14 protein-coding genes and 2 pseudogenes are annotated in these 15,786 nt (G+C 64.2%); 7 read left to right on the top strand and 9 right to left on the bottom strand.

Going from position 1 to position 15,786, the window contains the following annotated elements:
• Window positions 1–188: 188 nt before the first annotated feature.
• The 3 genes and pseudogenes from CKW40_RS15025 to CKW40_RS15015 all read right to left on the bottom strand — a co-directional run bounded on the left by CKW40_RS15025 (window position 189) and on the right by CKW40_RS15015 (window position 2,091).
• Window positions 189–401, bottom strand: coding sequence for a tautomerase family protein (locus tag CKW40_RS15025; protein ID WP_095200651.1), 213 nt, complete (start codon window positions 399–401; stop codon window positions 189–191).
• A 30-nt stretch (window positions 402–431) separates the two neighbouring features.
• Window positions 432–1,321 (bottom strand): annotated as a pseudogene (locus CKW40_RS15020) (SDR family oxidoreductase).
• A gap of 11 nt (window positions 1,322–1,332) precedes the next feature.
• Entirely contained in the window at window positions 1,333–2,091 is a 759-nt protein-coding gene (locus CKW40_RS15015) for an SDR family oxidoreductase (protein ID WP_095200650.1), read from the bottom strand.
• 103 nt (window positions 2,092–2,194) lie between these two features.
• Here CKW40_RS15015 and CKW40_RS15010 point away from each other — a divergent pair, with 103 nt between their 5' ends.
• Together CKW40_RS15010 and CKW40_RS15005 are read left to right on the top strand one after the other, a co-directional pair.
• The gene (locus tag CKW40_RS15010) at window positions 2,195–3,088 is read left to right on the top strand and encodes a LysR family transcriptional regulator (protein WP_095200649.1); all 894 of its coding nucleotides are present in this window, start codon (window positions 2,195–2,197) and stop codon (window positions 3,086–3,088) included.
• A gap of 326 nt (window positions 3,089–3,414) precedes the next feature.
• Window positions 3,415–4,374, top strand: a complete 960-nt coding sequence (locus CKW40_RS15005) for a DMT family transporter (protein ID WP_095200648.1) — start codon at window positions 3,415–3,417, stop codon at window positions 4,372–4,374.
• Between the two features lie 70 nt (window positions 4,375–4,444).
• Here CKW40_RS15005 and CKW40_RS15000 read toward each other — a convergent pair.
• Window positions 4,445–5,999, bottom strand: a pseudogene (locus tag CKW40_RS15000) (serine hydrolase).
• 170 nt (window positions 6,000–6,169) lie between these two features.
• On the opposite strand from CKW40_RS15000, the gene CKW40_RS14995 reads away from it, so the two are divergent.
• Window positions 6,170–7,831 carry an acyl-CoA synthetase gene (locus CKW40_RS14995; RefSeq protein ID WP_095200647.1) on the top strand — a complete coding sequence of 554 codons (1,662 nt, stop codon included), beginning with the start codon at window positions 6,170–6,172 and terminating at the stop codon, window positions 7,829–7,831.
• A gap of 49 nt (window positions 7,832–7,880) precedes the next feature.
• Here CKW40_RS14995 and CKW40_RS14990 read toward each other — a convergent pair whose 3' ends face one another.
• The 3 genes from CKW40_RS14990 to CKW40_RS14980 all read right to left on the bottom strand — a co-directional run bounded on the left by CKW40_RS14990 (window position 7,881) and on the right by CKW40_RS14980 (window position 10,867).
• Complete coding sequence (locus CKW40_RS14990; RefSeq protein ID WP_095200646.1) at window positions 7,881–8,864, bottom strand: methyltransferase; 984 nt, start codon at window positions 8,862–8,864, stop codon at window positions 7,881–7,883.
• Window positions 8,865–9,021: 157 nt separating this feature from the next.
• On the bottom strand, window positions 9,022–9,783 hold the full coding sequence (locus tag CKW40_RS14985; RefSeq protein WP_179297972.1) for a hypothetical protein: 762 nt from the start codon (window positions 9,781–9,783) through the stop codon (window positions 9,022–9,024).
• 40 nt (window positions 9,784–9,823) lie between these two features.
• Window positions 9,824–10,867 carry a hypothetical protein gene (locus CKW40_RS14980; protein WP_143748298.1) on the bottom strand — a complete coding sequence of 348 codons (1,044 nt, stop codon included), beginning with the start codon at window positions 10,865–10,867 and terminating at the stop codon, window positions 9,824–9,826.
• Between the two features lie 309 nt (window positions 10,868–11,176).
• Here CKW40_RS14980 and CKW40_RS14975 point away from each other — a divergent pair, with 309 nt between their 5' ends.
• Window positions 11,177–12,151, top strand: a complete 975-nt coding sequence (locus tag CKW40_RS14975; RefSeq protein WP_095200643.1) for a nucleoside hydrolase — start codon at window positions 11,177–11,179, stop codon at window positions 12,149–12,151.
• 23 nt (window positions 12,152–12,174) lie between these two features.
• Here CKW40_RS14975 and CKW40_RS14970 read toward each other — a convergent pair whose 3' ends face one another.
• Window positions 12,175–12,816, bottom strand: coding sequence for a TetR/AcrR family transcriptional regulator (locus CKW40_RS14970; protein ID WP_095200642.1), 642 nt, complete (start codon window positions 12,814–12,816; stop codon window positions 12,175–12,177).
• Window positions 12,817–12,888: 72 nt separating this feature from the next.
• Here CKW40_RS14970 and CKW40_RS14965 point away from each other — a divergent pair, with 72 nt between their 5' ends.
• From CKW40_RS14965 to CKW40_RS14955, 3 genes are all read left to right on the top strand, one after another.
• The gene (locus tag CKW40_RS14965) at window positions 12,889–13,350 is read left to right on the top strand and encodes an ester cyclase (RefSeq protein WP_095200641.1); all 462 of its coding nucleotides are present in this window, start codon (window positions 12,889–12,891) and stop codon (window positions 13,348–13,350) included.
• The gene (locus CKW40_RS14960) at window positions 13,347–13,685 is read left to right on the top strand and encodes a DoxX family protein (RefSeq protein WP_095200640.1); all 339 of its coding nucleotides are present in this window, start codon (window positions 13,347–13,349) and stop codon (window positions 13,683–13,685) included. The genes CKW40_RS14965 and CKW40_RS14960 overlap by 4 nt, the downstream gene beginning before the upstream one ends.
• A gap of 199 nt (window positions 13,686–13,884) precedes the next feature.
• Window positions 13,885–15,330 carry an adenylate/guanylate cyclase domain-containing protein gene (locus CKW40_RS14955; protein WP_095200639.1) on the top strand — a complete coding sequence of 482 codons (1,446 nt, stop codon included), beginning with the start codon at window positions 13,885–13,887 and terminating at the stop codon, window positions 15,328–15,330.
• A 118-nt stretch (window positions 15,331–15,448) separates the two neighbouring features.
• Here the strand turns inward: CKW40_RS14955 and CKW40_RS14950 are convergent, their stop codons facing one another.
• A complete protein-coding gene (locus CKW40_RS14950; RefSeq protein WP_095200724.1) occupies window positions 15,449–15,730 on the bottom strand; it encodes a hypothetical protein in 282 nt (93 codons plus the stop codon).
• Window positions 15,731–15,786 lie beyond the last annotated feature (56 nt).

Raw genomic sequence — 15,786 nt, 5'->3', positions numbered from 1 at the left:
CTGTCCTGCCGGACATCTCCCCCACGAGGGGGGAGATCGGATGCCGCGACGGCCTTCGCCAATCTCCAATGTTGCAAGAGAGAGTGCCGGCGCCAAAGCTGCCAATCTCCCGCCTCGTGGGGGAGATGTCCGGCAGGACAGAGGGGGGCGTCGTAGAACGCCGGCCTTTGCCGCCTCAGAGCGCGGCCCTACTCCTTGGCGCGATAGGCTTCCGGGACGACGAACACCTCGTCGGCGCGGCCATAGCCGCCGTCGGCGACTTCCTCGACCAGCACCATCGTGGTGGGGCGCGCGACCTCGCCGAAAAAGTCGACGAACATGGCTGTGGTCCGGTGGATGAGGTCTTCCTTCTGCGCCTTGGAGAGTGCGGCCTGCGGTACTTTTATGTTGGCGAACGGCATGATCGTTTCCTTTTCTGTTGAGTTTGGGTTTCAGGCTTTGGGATGGAGCAGGTCGGCAAGGCCGATCCGCTCCAGGAGTTGCGCGCGCACGCGGTCGGCAACGCCGTTGACGATTGCCGCACCGTCGTCGGAGGGATCGATGTGGACGCGAAGCGGGCGGCTTCCGTGCGGCATCGCCACGAGGTCGACGATTGCTGCCGCAACCTCGGCCGGATCGGCATCCGCCGGCTCCAGGGCCGCCAGCCCCTTCAGCGCCTGCTGGTCGGCACCGGCATAGGGTCCGGACCAGTAGGCACCGGCGCGCTCGGCATCGGCGGGTGCCGCCGCATGGTGGAAATGCTCCGTGCCCTTGGTGAAGGCGCCTGGCACGACGATCGTCGTCTCGATGCCGAAGCGGGCGAGTTCCAGCGCATAGCTCTGCGCCAGTGCGTCCATGCCGGCCTTGGCGGCGAAATAGGGCGCCAGGAAGGGCGGTGTGCCGCCACGTGTGCTGCTCGAACCGACCCAGATCATCTGGGCCCGGCCGATAGACCGCATATGCGGCAGGGCGGCGCGGTTGACGCGCTGCGTGCCGACGACGTTGACATCATAGAGCTGCGCCAGCTGTTCGGGCGAAAAGGCTTCCGCCGGCCCGAACCCCGTATGCCCGGCATTGTGGATCAGCACGTCGAGCTGGCCGGCCTCGGTACGATCTGCCGGATCGCCGCTTGCGCCGAGGCGTCGGAGGTGACGTCGAGCGCGATGGTCTTCAGCGCCACACCCTCGTCACGAGCGAACTTTTCCATCGCGGCTACCGCCGCGCCACGCGCCGAGGGGTCGCGCATCGAGGCATAGACCGTGTGGCCGGCTCTCGCGAGCGCCCGCGCCGTCATCGCGCCAAAACCGCTGGAGGCGCCGGTAATCAGGATTGTCTGTTGCATGGTCGTCTCCTTCAGATCACGCCGCCATTGGCGCGGATGATTTGTCCGTTGACCCAGCCGCTGTCCGGCCCGGCCAGGAACGAGACCACGCCGGCAATGTCATCGGGCTGGCCGAGCCGGCCGAGCGGGATCATCTTGGCCGTAGCCTCGATCTGCGCATCGCTCTTGCCGTCCGTGAACAGCGCCGTTTCGACCGGTCCGGGCGCCACCGCATTGACGGTGACGCGGCGCGCGCCAAGCTCCTTGGCGAGGATATGCGTCATCGCCTCGACACCCGCCTTGGTGGCGGCATAGACGCCGTAACCCGGCTGGTAGAGGCCGACGACGCTCGAGGAGAAATTGACGATGCGGCCGCCATCCCTTAGGCGTTTTGCACCTTCGCGCATGCCACGGAACACACCGCCGAGGTTGATAGCGATCTGATTGTCGAACGAAGCGTTGTCGGTCGCGGCGATCGGCGACAGCTTCATGATGCCGGCATTGCTGACGAGGATGTCGACGCCGCCGAAGGCCTTCTCGCCGGCATCGAACAGGGTGGCAATGCCTGTGGGATCGGCGATGTCGGCCTGCACGGCGATCGCCTTGCCGCCTTCGGCTTCGATCGCGCCGACGACCGCTTCGGCCTCGGCGCGGCCGCGTGCATAGTTGACGACGACGGCGATGCCGTCGCGGGCGAGCCGCTGTGCGATCGCCGCACCGATGCCCTTGGAGGCGCCGGTCACGATCGCGGTTCTGGTTGGATTACCCGTACTTGTCTGCTGGTTTGTCATGGAAGTCTCTCCGTGTTGTCAGTGACACGGATATAGGCCAAGCCAACTTCCGGATAATCAGCCTCCTCTTGACATCACTATTCGGAAACTGCGAACAAAGGCCATGGATCGCCTGGACACGATGCGGCTTTTCGTTCGCGTTCTCGAGCGGCGCAGCTTCACCGCTGCCGCCGCCGATCTCGGCCTGCCGCGCTCAACCGCGACGGAAGCCGTCCGCCGGCTCGAAGAACATCTCGGCGCGCGCCTGCTGGAGCGGACGACGCGGCAGGTGAATGCCACGCAGGACGGCGAGGCCTATTACCGGCGCTGCCTGTCGATCCTGGCCGAGATCGAGGATGCCGAGGCCGCCTTCCGCAACGCCGAGCCCTTCGGCCTGCTGCGCATCGACGCCAGCACGCTGCTCACCCGCACCTTCCTGTTGCCGCGCCTGCCCGAGTTTCTTGGCCGTTACCCCCGGATCGACCTGCAGATCGGCCAGAGCGACCGGCTGGTCGATCTCGTGCGCGAGGGCGTCGACTGCGTCATCCGCGTCGGCGAACCGCCCGACAGCGGCATGATCATGCGCCGGCTCGCTGTCATCCGCGAGATGACCTGCGCCAGCCCCGCCTATCTCTCTCGCCACGGTATACCCGCCTCCCCCGATGCGCTCGACGGCCATCAGGCGGTGGGCTTCGTCTCGTCGCGCACCGGCGAGGTGCTGCCCTTCGAATTCACCGTCAACGGCAAGACGCGCGAAGTCCGGCTGCCCGGCCGTGTCGCCGCCAACAATTCCGACACTGCCGCCGATCTGGCGCGGCTCGGCCTCGGCCTCATCCAGGCGCCACGCTACCGCTTCGAGAAGGACCTTGCTCAGGGCATGCTGGTCGAAGTGCTGGCCGACTACCCGCCCTCGCCGACACCGCTGTCGGCGCTCTATCCGCAGAACCGTCAGCTCTCGCCGCGCCTGCGCGTCTTCCTCGACTGGGCGGCGCGCATCTTTGCCGAGGCGAACCTGTAGGGATGCAGCCATCGGTGCCGCTGCCTATCATAGGCACCTCGCCGCCGTCGCCGACGAAACCGCAGGTATTGAAGCAAAATGGCAGTATTCTGCGCAGTCTAAGGTCTTGGGACAAGCGGATGGATGTCAGCACGGGCCATGGCTACCGTGAGTTGACCCGTTCCGGCCGTCGCATCCCCCACCTCACGGAAAGAACCTCCTCGCTCCATCGAAAGACACATGGCGGCTGAGCGCAGATTCCCCACCCTTTCAAAACGGATGCACGACCCAACGACGCAGGCTATGCTGCCCCATCGGGCCGACGTCATCCAAGGGGAGGACATGACATGCAGGCAGTGCCGATAGCGCATCAAGCCGCGCAACCCGTGGCCGGCCCCGTATCCTCCCTGGCCGGCTATCCGGCTGCCGTCCTGTGCTGGCTGCTTTCGGCCGGTGTCTATATCGCGGCCAAATGGGTGGCGCCTGAAATGCCTCCCTGGGGCCTCTGCTTCTGGCGGCTGACGCTTGCCTGCGCCATCCTGCTGCCGATTGTGCACCGTCATCATGACGCGATGATCGGGCTTTTGCGAACCCGCGCCGTGGAGGTCGTCGCCGTGGGAGCGATCGGCCTCACCCTATGCCAGGGTATGATCTACCATGGCCTCAACGACACCGACGCCACCACGGCCGGTATCATCATGGCGCTGTCGCCTGTCATGACGATGGTGCTCGCCCGTCTCGTGCTTGGCGAACCGCTCGGACTGTGGAAGTCGCTTGGCGCGCTGGTCGCGCTCGCCGGGATGATTTTCATCGTCGCCCACGGGAACCTGACGGCGCTGCTCCAACTCAAATTCAACGCCGGCGAGCTCTGGATCGTCGGCAGCGCGTTCTGCTGGGGCCTGTACACCGTGCTTTTGCGCCGTGCCAAATTCGGCATCGAACTCCTGCCGATGGTCGTCCTGCTGCTCGGCGCCGGTGCGCTGGTCGCTTTGCCTTTCCATTTGTGGGAATTGTTCAACGACGAACGCTCCGCCATGAACGTCCACAGCATTCTCGCGCTCGCCTATCTGGCAGGTCCGGGCGGCGCCTTGATGTACTATCTCTACAACAAAAGCGTGGAAACGCTCGGTGCGAGCCGGGCGAGCATGCTGCTCTACCTGCAGACGGTGTTCGTCGCCATACTCGCCTATCTGCTGCTCGGCGAGGGCTTGCACGATTACGATCTGGTCGGTGCGGCCTTCATTGTCGTCGGCATCGTACTCGCCACCGTGATCAAACCCAGGCCAGCTCAACCACGCGTAGCGTAGAAATCTTGCGAGTGACGGCGGAGCCGTTAGCGATTGCGTGCCGACCTCGTTTGTTGCCCCTATCAGCCCCCTAGTCGTCCACGCGCCGCAGCGTGCCGAGATGATTGTCGTCGAGGAAGCCTATGGTCATCGCCGACGCCTTGCCGTCGGGGCCGACGACGAAGCTCACGCCGGTTGGCCTGTCCGGCGTCTCGGCATCGGGGAAGGTCAGGAACAGATCGCCGTCGTAATGCGTCAGGGAATAGGACCGGGCACCGGCCGGCCCGACCTTGAGCACAAGGCTGTTTCCCGCACTCGCCACGACCGCGTCGCCGATGAAGTCGTTGGCGTAGCGGCCGGCATAGGCACTGGTCGGCCGGGCCGGCCTTGCCGGAGACGGCGGCGCGGCATAGGTGGCCTTGCCCGCCTCGACCACCGGACCGAACATGCCGTTGTAGATGCCGTCCCACGCCTTGATCCAGTCCTTCTCGACTGACCCTTCGAAAACGAGATCGGCAAAACTGTCGGACAGCCCCTCCGGCACGCCTGTCGGAAAGGCGTTGGCGAGGATGACGATGCCAAGCTTCTCCTGCGGGAAGATCGTCACCAGCGTACGCGCGCCGACGCTGAAGGCACCTGCATGGCCCCAGCTCAGGCCATGGCGGCCGAATTCGACATTCCAGCCGAGGCCGTAGAACGATGCGCCGCCCGAGACAGGGTTCTTGCCCCGCGTCATCAGCGGCACATGCGTCTGGTCCAGCGCATCGGCGGCAATCACCGTCTTGCCGGCATAGACGCCATTGCCGATGATGAGGCGCACCCATTGCGAGAGATCGCGTGCGGTGGAACTGACGCCGCCCGCGGGCGCCTGCGCATCCGGATCACGCTTGATCTTCGCGGCCCAGGCGCCATCGACCATAACATGCAGGGCTGCGCGGTCGGCGTGCTTGACGAAATCGGCGAGACGCGAACTGGTCGAGGCCATGCCGAGCGGACGATAGAGCTTTTCCTCGGCGACCTCCTCCCAAGGCTTGCCTGTCGGCATGGCGGCCGCGATGGCGCCCTCGGTCAGTCCGAAGTTGCTGTAGGAGTAGCCGGCGCGAAAGCTCGACGATGGCAGCACGAACCGCAGGCGATGCAGGATCTCGGCGCGGTCGTAACCTATGTCCTCGAGGTCGTCTCCGGCGGTGCCGGGCAGTCCGCTGCGGTGCGAAAACAGGTCGCGGACGGTGAGTTGGCTGGTCGGATAGGGATCGGCCAGCCGGAAAGCCGGATCGAGGTCGGCGATCTTCGAATCCCAGGACACGATCCCGTCGCTGACCAGCGCCGCCACGACGGTCGCGGAGACCGGCTTGGAAAGCGATGCGATCTGGAACACCGTGTCGGCGTCGACGGCCTCAGGCTTGCCGGCTTCGCGATGGCCGAAACCTTCAGGAAGATCACCTCATCGTCGTGCACCACCGCGATGGCGAGACCGGGCACGCCACCGTCGGAGACGGCGGCTTGCGCCAGCGCTTCCAGCTTCGGCAGGGCAACAGCGATGCGCTCCGGCGTGACGGGGCGGCCGATGCGGCATGAGGCCAAAGCACCATCACGGCGATGACGGCCCAAATTCTCAAATGACAGAGATTCCGATCAAGCCGCATGCTCGCGCCTCCCCTCCCCGCATTCACCCGGCAATAGTACAGCCTGGCGCCGGCCAGGCCAATGCTGGCTCACCTCTCGACTTTCGCCGCAATCGACCCGCGTTGCGTTTTCGGGCAATCTCCCGTCGGCGCATCATGGGGAGATGATGCGCCGCTGAGGGAGGATAGCCATGACCAGGACGCCAGCAGCCAGCCTGCCGCGCTATGAGGACGCCGTTGCGGCCTTTCGTATCGAAGATGAGATCGCCAGGCTCGACGGCGACCCGGCGACCGGCATCAACGCCTATGTCGAATGCTGCGGCCGCCACACCGGTGCGAACCGGCTGGCGCTGCGGGCGATCTCAGCCGGCGGCGAACTCCGGCTGTTCAGCTTCGACGACCTCGCGGACATGTCCGGCCGCGTCGCCAACCTGCTCAAGAATCTGGGCGTCGGCCCAGGCGATGTCGTGGCCGGCATGCTGCCGCGCATTCCCGAACTGGTGGCGCTGATCCTCGGCACTTGGCGCATCGGCGCCGTCTACCAGCCGCTGTTCACCGCCTTTGGCCCGAAGGCGATCGAACACCGCCTGGGCTACAGCGGCGCCAAACTGGTGGTGACCAATCCGGCCAATTGCGGCAAGCTGGACGAGATCGAGAAATGCCCGCCGGTCGCCACCATTCTTGGCGCCGGCGATGCCTTGCCCCAGGGCGCCATCGACTTCCGTGCCGCCCTCGCCGCCGCCTCCCCCGATTGCGAACCGGTAATGCGCAGGGGTGACGACCTGTTCATGATGATGTCGACATCAGGAACATCGGGGCTGCCCAAGGGCGTACCGGTACCACTCAGCGCGCTTCTGGCCTTCGGCGCCTATATGCGCGACGCCATCGGGCTGCGCCCCGACGACGTCTTCTGGAACATCGCCGATCCCGGCTGGGCCTACGGCCTCTATTACGCCATATCAGGCCCGTTGCTGCTCGGCATCGCCACCACCTTCAACGAGGGCGCCTTCACCGCTGGGAGTACCTATGAAATCATCGAGCGGCTGGGCGTCACCAGCCTTGCCGGTTCGCCCACCGCCTTCCGCCTGCTGCTCGCCGAAGGACCCGAGGCCGCCGCCCGCGTGAAAGGCCGGCTGCGCGTGGTGAGCAGCGCCGGCGAGCCGCTCAACCCGGAAGTGATCCGCTGGTTCGACGCGCATCTTAGCGCGCCGATCCACGATCATTACGGCCAGACCGAGAACGGTATGATGGTCAACAACCACCATGGCCTCGCGCATTCCGTCCGCGCGGGCTCCGCCGGCTTCGCCATGCCGGGCTACCGTATGGTGGTGCTGGACGATGAAGGCCGGGAACTCGGCCCCAACCAGCCCGGCATCCTCGCCGTCGACATCGCCAACTCGCCGCTGCGTTGGTTCGATGGCTACCATCAGGCGGATACCCCGGCGATCGCGGGCGGCTACTACCGCACCGGCGACACGGTGGAATACGAGCCTGATGGATCGGTCTCCTTCATCGGCCGCGCCGACGACGTCATCACCTCGTCGGGTTACCGCATCGGCCCCTTCGACGTCGAAAGCGCGCTCATCGAACATCCCGCCGTCAACGAGGCGGCCGTGGTCGGCGTGCCCGACCCGCAGCGCACCGAAATCGTCAAGGCCTTCGTCATCCTGTCGCCCGCCTTCAAGGGCAGCCCGGAGCTTGCCGAGGAGCTGGCGCAACACGTCCGCAAGCGGCTCTCGGCGCACGCCTATCCGCGCGAGCTCGACTTCGTGACGGAATTGCCGAAAACGCCGAGCGGCAAGATCCAGCGGTTTCTGCTGCGGAAGGCGGAGGGGGAGAAGCGGAAGGGCTGAGAAGGCCCCGCCCGCAATCAGACCGCGAACTCCATACCCATCTGATCTTTTAGCCAAGGCGCCCACGAAACAAGGTGCAGCCGTCCGTGAGGCGCGACCTGGAGATATCGCGCAATCCAGCCTCGGTCATCCACGCCCGATACTGGCCTTCCGTGTAGGATTCGCCGTGGCGATAAAGGTTCAAGAAGGTGAGGTTGAGAAAGACCCCCTCGGGCGGGCCGAGGCGATCGTCATCGACGACACCCCACCCCGCAATTGCGATCTCGCCGCCTGGTGTGAGGCAGCGCGCCGCGTTCAGGATCGAACGGCGGGCCTGGTCCGGCGGAAGGACCTGGACGACGGCCTTCAGGATCGCCAGATCGTGCCGACCGATCGATGGCGCGACCGTTATGTCGCCTTCTTCGACAGTCACGTCGTCGGCACCATATTCGGCCAGGATAGCTGGCGCGACCGCTGCGACCGTCGGGAGTTCCATCAGCGTCGCCACAATCTGTGGCCGTTGCTCGCGAAGTCCGACGAGAATGGTCCCCGCCCCGCCGCCTATGTCGATCACCGAACCGATCGCCGTGAGGTCGATCTCGCGGGCCAGATGCCGGCCGAAAATCACCCCGCCCGGTGCGAGCATGCGGCTGAAAGCTGCCGCGGACTCAGGCCCCGCCTCGGAAAAGTCGTGCAGCGCAGCCGGCCGGTTCTGCCGCAGCGACTCCGCGGTCAAAAGGTCGGCTCCCCAGAGCTCGCGCAGCAGCGCATGATCGCCGCCGCAATAGGTCGGCTTGGACGCATCGAGGAAGGCCGACGCTTCGGCTCCGTTGCGAAATTGACCATCCGTGACTTCGAGGAGACCGATACTGGCGAGCGCGTAGAGCAGCCGCGACAGACGATCGGGCTCGACTTTGAGCGCGGCCCCAAGGCTGTCGGCAGTCGCGGCATCGTCACCGAGCCGGGTGAAGACGCCAAGGTCCAACCCGGCTCGAAGCGCCAAAGCGGAGGGTACCGCTGCGATCAGTCTGTCGATCCGGTCAGAATCCACCATGTCACGTCCCCTGCGCGGTCCAGATCGACTTCGAAGCAGCTCACATGAGATTAGAACCTCCGTTCTCCGGAAAGTGAAGACAGAACCATTATCTATCGCCGCCTCGACCAACTCGAGCGAGTTGACGCAGCACCGCCTGCCCTCTTGCAGGTTGGTTCTAGATTACCGCAGTGACCCTGCCTGCCTTATCGAGGCGACAGCCGACTTGCGCTTGCCGGACTTCGATGCCGCCTCGTCTCGCATAGTCTATTCGCACCTTGATCGGCGCTGTCAGTGCACCTCCACGTCGATGCAAGACACCTGCGCTGACCGCGCGGACACGGACGGCGCCGAGCGGCTTGGCGGCGGACGTGATCGCCGCGCGGCAGGCTTGTACGACCGCGGCCGGCGTACCGGGTTTCGCTGTCAGCGCTTCCAGGGCTCCAAAGGGATATCCCCTGGTGAGGTCGCCCTGGCCGTCTTTGGAAGGCCTGAGGACAGGTGGCAGGACGATCGATTGCCTAGTGGTCTTGGTAAAGGCTGTGGCTGTCGTGGCAGAGGTGGTGGTTGTCGTGGTAGAGCCAGTGCCTGTCGCGGCAGCGGCCTGACCACCGGGAGCGGTTGCCGATCCGTTTTCGGCGGACGAAGCGGCGCCCAGGCCGACACCGGTCGAAAGGCCTCCGCCTGAGGTGCCAACGTTGCCGCTGGCACTGACGCCTGCGCTGACCGACCCGTTGCCTGCGCCGACCGAGGCACCGACGTTTGCCCCGCCAACGCCGCCGACGCTTGCGCCCACCCCTACGGATGCGCCTTGCGAACCGGCGCTCAAGCCAGCACTGACCCCGAGACCGCCGACCTTACCGCCTGAACCTGCATCGAGCGCCGAGGCAGGCCCGGTTGCGATACCGATCGTCAGCGCGGCTGCGAAGTATTTTTTCACCGTCATCCTCCCTGCGCCATGCATTTCGCTCACCTGTATTTCACGGCGAAAGTGGTCGGCTTGGCAGCAATGCGGGAGGAAGAGCGATGGTTGCCAGCATGACAGGTTGCGGTGACTTTGAGCCCTTCACCTTGCGTTTTTTCGGCAGGCCCGGTTTATGGGCCGCGACCGAACGCGACGGTGAACTTGCGAGCGCACTCTTGGAGGTACCTGCCTTGGGCGCGCGCAGCACCGCCGCGGTCCGACGCTTGTCCTTGACGCTGTCGATTTCCTCGCGCGCGGCACTGAGGCTGCGGGCCAGGCCGTTGGCCCTTTCACGCTCCTGGTCCAGCGCCGCACTCAAGTTTGTCGAGCTCTGCTTCAAGGCGTCGCGTTCCTTGCGGGCGCTGTCGAGGTCACGCATGGCTGAATCCGCTCGCTGACGTTCCAGCTCGAGTGCTTCTCTGGCCTGGTTTGAAGCGGCCTCGGCCACTTGCCGATCCTTCGCGGCCAGATTTGCGGCTGTCTTGAGGGCGTCGATCGTTTGGCGAGCCGTGGCGAGTTCCTGTTCCAGGAGTTCAACCTTGTGGCGCTCCGGATCAGGCGCCTGCGCCGCGGTAGCCTGAGGGGCATCCGTGGAGAGTGGCGCTTCAGGCATTGCGCCTTTCTTGCTGTCCCAGAGACTGGCTTCCGCCCGGAAATTTTCGATGGCACGCTGTGCTGTCTCCAGATTGAGTGTGAGGGCTTCGTCCGTTTGCTGCTGCTCTCTCAGGACCTGAGCTTGCCTCGCCAGCTCGGCTCGTGCCGCGGCCAATTCGCGGCGCAAGGCCGCCTCATTCTCGCCAGTCGGCGTTTGCGCCATATCAGTGTTGTCCAAAACCTTGGCCGACGAACGGCCGTTGACTGCGGCAGTCGTGGACGCATCGGGCGCCTGCTGGCTATTTGCCGGAGACGCCAACAGCAGAACGAGGATTGGAAAAACGAGGGACAGCATGGCGTTGCAGCCCATGCCACGTATCCCGTCAAGTACAATCGAAGGCCGTCGTTTGATAAAGGTGAAGTCACGGCATGGATATTTTGTCGTAGTACCCTGCAAATGATCCATCACTTAACCTCATCTGGCGCGACCCTCACCGCGATCGTATTCTCCACTTAGTTCGAGCCACGGCGCTGGATGCCGCGTCACCCGGACGCTATCTTCTATTTCCTCGGCTGTTGTCATTCGAACGAACGAAAACTTTTCCCCTGCGCAATGCCGGGAGACGGCTCTGTTCGGATCAGCGGCGCCGAGCATGCTCCGGCGGCGCGCGACCAGACTTACGCAGGCTGGATCGGTCGAGCACCAGAGCCTTGACGACGCGGACGCGCCAGCCTCTTGTGCCAACAGGTTCGGCCGACAAGGGAGGTGCCCACCATGGAAAAGATCATCCTGGACTGCGACCCTGGGCACGACGACGCCATCGCCATATTGCTCGCGGCCGGAAACCCGAACATCGACCTCCTCGGTATCACCACGGTTTCGGGCAACCACAATGTCGAGAACACCACACGCAATGCACTGTCCGTATGCACCGCCTATGGCATCAAGGTGCCGGTGGCAAAGGGCTCCCCCGGCCCGCTCATCATCGACCAGGTGCTGGCCGTCGAGATCCACGGCGATACCGGGCTCGACGGCCCGGTGCTGCCGCCCGCCTCGTTCGAGCTCGACAAGCGGCACGCCGTCGACTTCATCATCGACACCGTCATGGCGCATGAGCCGAAGACGGTCACGCTGGTGCCGGTCGGTCCCTACACCAACATCGCGCTCGCCGTGCGCAAGGACCCGCGCATCGTCGAGCGGGTGAAGAAGGTCGTCGCGATGGGAGGCGCCTATACGCGCGGCAACATCACGCCGGCGGCAGAGTTCAACATCTATGGTGACCCGGAGGCCGCCGACGTGGTGTTCCGCGCCAATTGGGACGTTACCATGGTGGGGCTCGACCTCACCCACCAGGCGCTGGCCACCCCCGACCTGCAGGACCGGGTGCGCGCCATCGGCGGCCCGATGGCCAAATTCATCCTCGATATCTGGGCGTTCATCGCGACCACGCATGGCGGCCTGCTGCAGATCGAATATCCGGCCATCCATGACGCATGCTGCGTCGCAGCCATGATCGACCCGACTGTCTTCACCACCGAGAAGGCCGACATCCGCGTCGAGATCGCCGGCCGCTGGACCAAGGGCATGACGGTCTGCAATTTCGCAGAGATGGGCGGCATGCACCATTTCGGCGGCACGGCGAGCGAGCAGACCGACTTCCGCCACACCGTGGCGATGAAGCTCGACCATGCGAAGTTCTGTGGCCTGATCGTGGACGCGCTCGAACGGCTGACCACCCAGAAGGCGTGACAATCAAATGGTGGTGGCGGCGTTCAAGAAGGGCTGAGGCGGCTGAGCCCGTAAGCAATGGCATCTTCGATTTGGTGTTCAAACGCCTCGGCGTCTCCCTCTTCGACTATGCCCATGATCGCGCGCTGATAGGCATCCCCTAGTGCCAGCGCCACGATCCCGCCGGCGATTGTCAGTGACCCGCTGGAAGGGACCGCGCCAGGCTCGAGCAACCCCGCTATGCGCTGCCGAATAACGCGCATGCCGGACAGGTCAAACGCCGTCGACAGAGCGGGAAAGCGCCATCCGTCGGCGACGATCAAGCGATAGAGCGCCAGCGCGTCCGGCTCAAGAAGGGCCGTAATGAAGGCGTGCAGCTCTTCAGCAAGCCGGTCCGCCCTGGGCTTGTTGATATCGGGAGGCGCGGCGTTCTCGATCTCCTCGCGCATGTACTCACACATCGCGGTGACCAATCCCTCAAACAGCGCCTCCTTGCTTGGGAAGTGACGATAGAGGGTCATTTTCGCGATCCCCCCTTCCGCCGCGACCCGGTCCAGCGTCGTTCCGCCGAGGCCATCCCGCAGCAAAATGGGACGCGCCGCACGCAGGATCGAGGCCCTCGTCTCGGCCATCCGCAGCCTGCGCGGATCGTCGTCCCGCCACTTTCTGGAGCTTCCTTCTTGCATACGATACGATTCCGTCTTATATGATTTTATACGATACGATTGTGTATCGCCTTATAATCCATAGAGGTCAACATGCGCAACCCCGTCGATCTAGCTCACTTGTTCGCCGACATCATGAACAGCCACAACGCTGAACGCTTCGCCGAACTGGTTTCTGAAGACTACGTCAACCACAACCCCGGCGTCCGACCCGGCCTGGCCGGCGTCGTTGAGTTCATGGGCCACTGGTTCGAAACCCTCTCCGACACCCACGTCGTCGTCGAGGACGCCTTTGCCGTCGGCGACCGCGTCGTCGGCCGTTACACCTACACGGCCCGCCACACCGGACCGTTCATTGGTGTTCCGGCATCGGGCGCCGAAATTGCCATGCGCTCGATCGATATCTGGCGCGTCGAAGGCGATCGGTTCGTCGAGCATTGGGACGAGCTCAATCTGCAGGAGGTTCTACACCAGATGGGCGCCTACCCCACGGGTGCCAACCCCACGGGTGCCAACCCCACGGGTGCCAACCCGACGCAAGGAGCTCCGCGATGAGCATCGCCCTGGTTTTGAACGGGATCGTTGCGCTGGCGTTCGCCGGCGCAGGTCTGGCCAACCTCATCAATGCCGGCAACGCCGAAGCGGACTTCCAACGCTGGGGCTACCCCAAAGGGTGGCGTTTGTTGACGGCGGGTCTGGAGGTCGCGGGGGCGGCGGCCTTGCTGTTTCCATCCACGCGAATGATCGCGCTGGTCGGTCTCACGCTTTTTATCCTCGCCGCGCTGGGCACGCTGATCAAGGCACGCGAGGGCTTCAAGCACCTCGCCCCGGCGATCGGCTTTACTTTCATGATCGTGGCGGACGCAGCCGTGCTGCAGGTCTGGGCCTAGGATGCAATCCTCAATGTCGCGGCCATTGAGCTCATGCAACGGTGGCAGCGAGAACTGCCACCGTTTCGGCGCGTCTGCTCCAGTGCGCGGCGTGCTGTTCTGAGCCTCCTGGACAGACCGCGTACAACAGGGAATTCAGTCCATTCGCATCGCGCCGGTTTTTTAGTAGGCTGTCGTGAGGCAAGGTCGAGGATCCGGCGTGACGGAAGTCAACGATCGTCTTCTTGAAAGCAAGATGACCAAGGTGGAGCAGGCGCGAGCCTGGAGCCCACGCGTCATCTCGAAATTCGAGACGCTGATCAAGAGCGCTGACGACCACCAGCTCTATCGCGTTAATCCGCGGTCCTTTGCTCGCGATCGCGCAATCGCCGAGGCTGAAGCAATCGACCTCTTCCTTCATGCCGCCCGCTGTGGCTTGTTCGACATGAGCTGGGATGTGCTGTGTCCCCAGTCCGGGATGGTGCTCGATAGTTTCGGCGCCTTGCGCACGTTGAAGACCCACTACGTCTGTGGCCTGTGCGACGTATCGGGCGACACCGACCTCGACGACTTCATCGAGGTCACCTTCTCGGTATCGCCGAAGTTACGGCGCTTGCCGTACCACGACCCCGAGACGCTCCCTGTCGAGGATTTTCACTGGAAGCTCCACTTCGGACATGATGGGCGGCTGCCGGGCCAAGACGTTCGCTTTCTTGACATTCTGCGTGGCTTCGTTCGGGGCATGACGTTTCTGCCGCCCGGCACCACCACAGTGCTCCGTGCCGACCTGGGACCAGGTGCCCTTTCGGGCGTCAACGTGCAGACGCAGGCCGCATTCGCCGTGCCAATATCAGGCGATCCGGTGTTGGCGCCGACACTTCTGAAGATCGATTATGACGGCAAACGCTTCTTGCCGGCGTTGCCCACGGTGCCACCTGGTCCTATTGTCATCGAGGTCGCGAATAGGGGGACGGTGCGAGGTTCGTTGCTTGTCATCAACTGGCCGCCCGAACTTGTCGCGCTGACCACCAAGCCGGCGCTCGATTTCGACCCTTATGTCTCCGGTGGAGCGTTGCTTGCGCGGCAAACCTTCCGCCAGCTGTTCCGGTCCGAACGCGTCGACGAGAAGGAGGGGCTCGGCATCCGGCAGATCACCTTCCTGTTCACGGACCTCAAGGGTTCGACCGCCCTGTATGAGCGCCTGGGTGACCTCAACGCCTATGCTTTGGTCCGCGAGCATTTCGCTTTGGTCAACGTGGCGGTTCAGCAGCACTCCGGAGCGGTGGTCAAGACGATTGGGGACGCGGTGATGGCTGTATTCTCGCAGCCGTCGGATGCGATTTCGGCTGCACTCCACATCTTTGAAGAAATCGATCGCTTCAACGGCGACCATGACGGGCCGGGGATCATCCTCAAGATCGGCGCCCACTGTGGACCGTCGATCGCCGTGACGCTCAACGACAACCTCGATTATTTCGGCCAGACCGTGAATGTCGCCGCGCGCGTGCAGTCCTTGGCAGAAGCCGGACAGGTCTGCATTTCCGAGGCGCTCTATTCCGCGCCCGGGGTTCGCGAAATGCTTGCCGGCCATCGTGTCGTGGCTTTTGACGCGCCTCTTCGAGGTGTGGAGGGTGACGCTACTGTCTATCGAATTGTGCGGGGATAGACACGATTGTGTGCCCACACCCTTTCGCACGGCTCTGTGGACGACGACCGCCTTGCGGCGAACCGCAGCCATTGGCAAAACGGTCAATTAGAACTCGCGTGAGGCCAGTTGGCCGAGATCAGTGCGCCACGCCATCGGATGCGTGCAGCTGCATCCATGCCAAGCCGAGACGCCCGTCGAACTGCGAGGCAAAATGCTCCGCGACCACATCCTCCAGGCCGTCATCGACCAGCGCCTCGATGCTTCGCCGCATCAGGGCGAGTTGCATCTGCCTGGCGTGTTCCCGGTCGGCCTCCCGCATGATGGCCGTAACGTGGTAGGCGACCACGGGCTGGCCGAGGCACGACATGAGCGCGTTGGCCTCGGCTGTTACAGCAGTAACCGCATCTTCGATCTTCATTCGGCGATCCTCATCAAGAATGATGCTGACGCCTCCCCGCAAGGCGACGGTGGTCC

Source organism: Mesorhizobium carmichaelinearum (genome assembly GCF_900199455.1).
GTDB classification, from domain to species: domain Bacteria; phylum Pseudomonadota; class Alphaproteobacteria; order Rhizobiales; family Rhizobiaceae; genus Mesorhizobium; species Mesorhizobium carmichaelinearum.
Note: the sequence above shows the minus strand (reverse complement) of the source record. Positions and strands in the feature narration are given on the sequence as shown.

Excerpts from the sequence above, each read along its gene's own strand:
- CKW40_RS14970 (WP_095200642.1), bottom strand. The coding sequence starts at position 12,816 with ATGCAAGAAGGAAGCTCCAGAAAGTGGCGGGACGACGATCCGCGCAGG.
- CKW40_RS15010 (WP_095200649.1), top strand. The coding sequence starts at position 2,195 with ATGGATCGCCTGGACACGATGCGGCTTTTCGTTCGCGTTCTCGAGCGG.
- CKW40_RS15005 (WP_095200648.1), top strand. The coding sequence starts at position 3,415 with ATGCAGGCAGTGCCGATAGCGCATCAAGCCGCGCAACCCGTGGCCGGC.
- CKW40_RS14950 (WP_095200724.1), bottom strand. The coding sequence starts at position 15,730 with ATGAAGATCGAAGATGCGGTTACTGCTGTAACAGCCGAGGCCAACGCG.
- CKW40_RS14995 (WP_095200647.1), top strand. The coding sequence starts at position 6,170 with ATGACCAGGACGCCAGCAGCCAGCCTGCCGCGCTATGAGGACGCCGTT.
- CKW40_RS15015 (WP_095200650.1), bottom strand. The coding sequence starts at position 2,091 with ATGACAAACCAGCAGACAAGTACGGGTAATCCAACCAGAACCGCGATC.
- CKW40_RS15025 (WP_095200651.1), bottom strand. The coding sequence starts at position 401 with ATGCCGTTCGCCAACATAAAAGTACCGCAGGCCGCACTCTCCAAGGCG.
- CKW40_RS14960 (WP_095200640.1), top strand. The coding sequence starts at position 13,347 with ATGAGCATCGCCCTGGTTTTGAACGGGATCGTTGCGCTGGCGTTCGCC.
- CKW40_RS14980 (WP_143748298.1), bottom strand. The coding sequence starts at position 10,867 with ATGGATCATTTGCAGGGTACTACGACAAAATATCCATGCCGTGACTTC.
- CKW40_RS14990 (WP_095200646.1), bottom strand. The coding sequence starts at position 8,864 with ATGGTGGATTCTGACCGGATCGACAGACTGATCGCAGCGGTACCCTCC.
- CKW40_RS14975 (WP_095200643.1), top strand. The coding sequence starts at position 11,177 with ATGGAAAAGATCATCCTGGACTGCGACCCTGGGCACGACGACGCCATC.
- CKW40_RS14965 (WP_095200641.1), top strand. The coding sequence starts at position 12,889 with ATGCGCAACCCCGTCGATCTAGCTCACTTGTTCGCCGACATCATGAAC.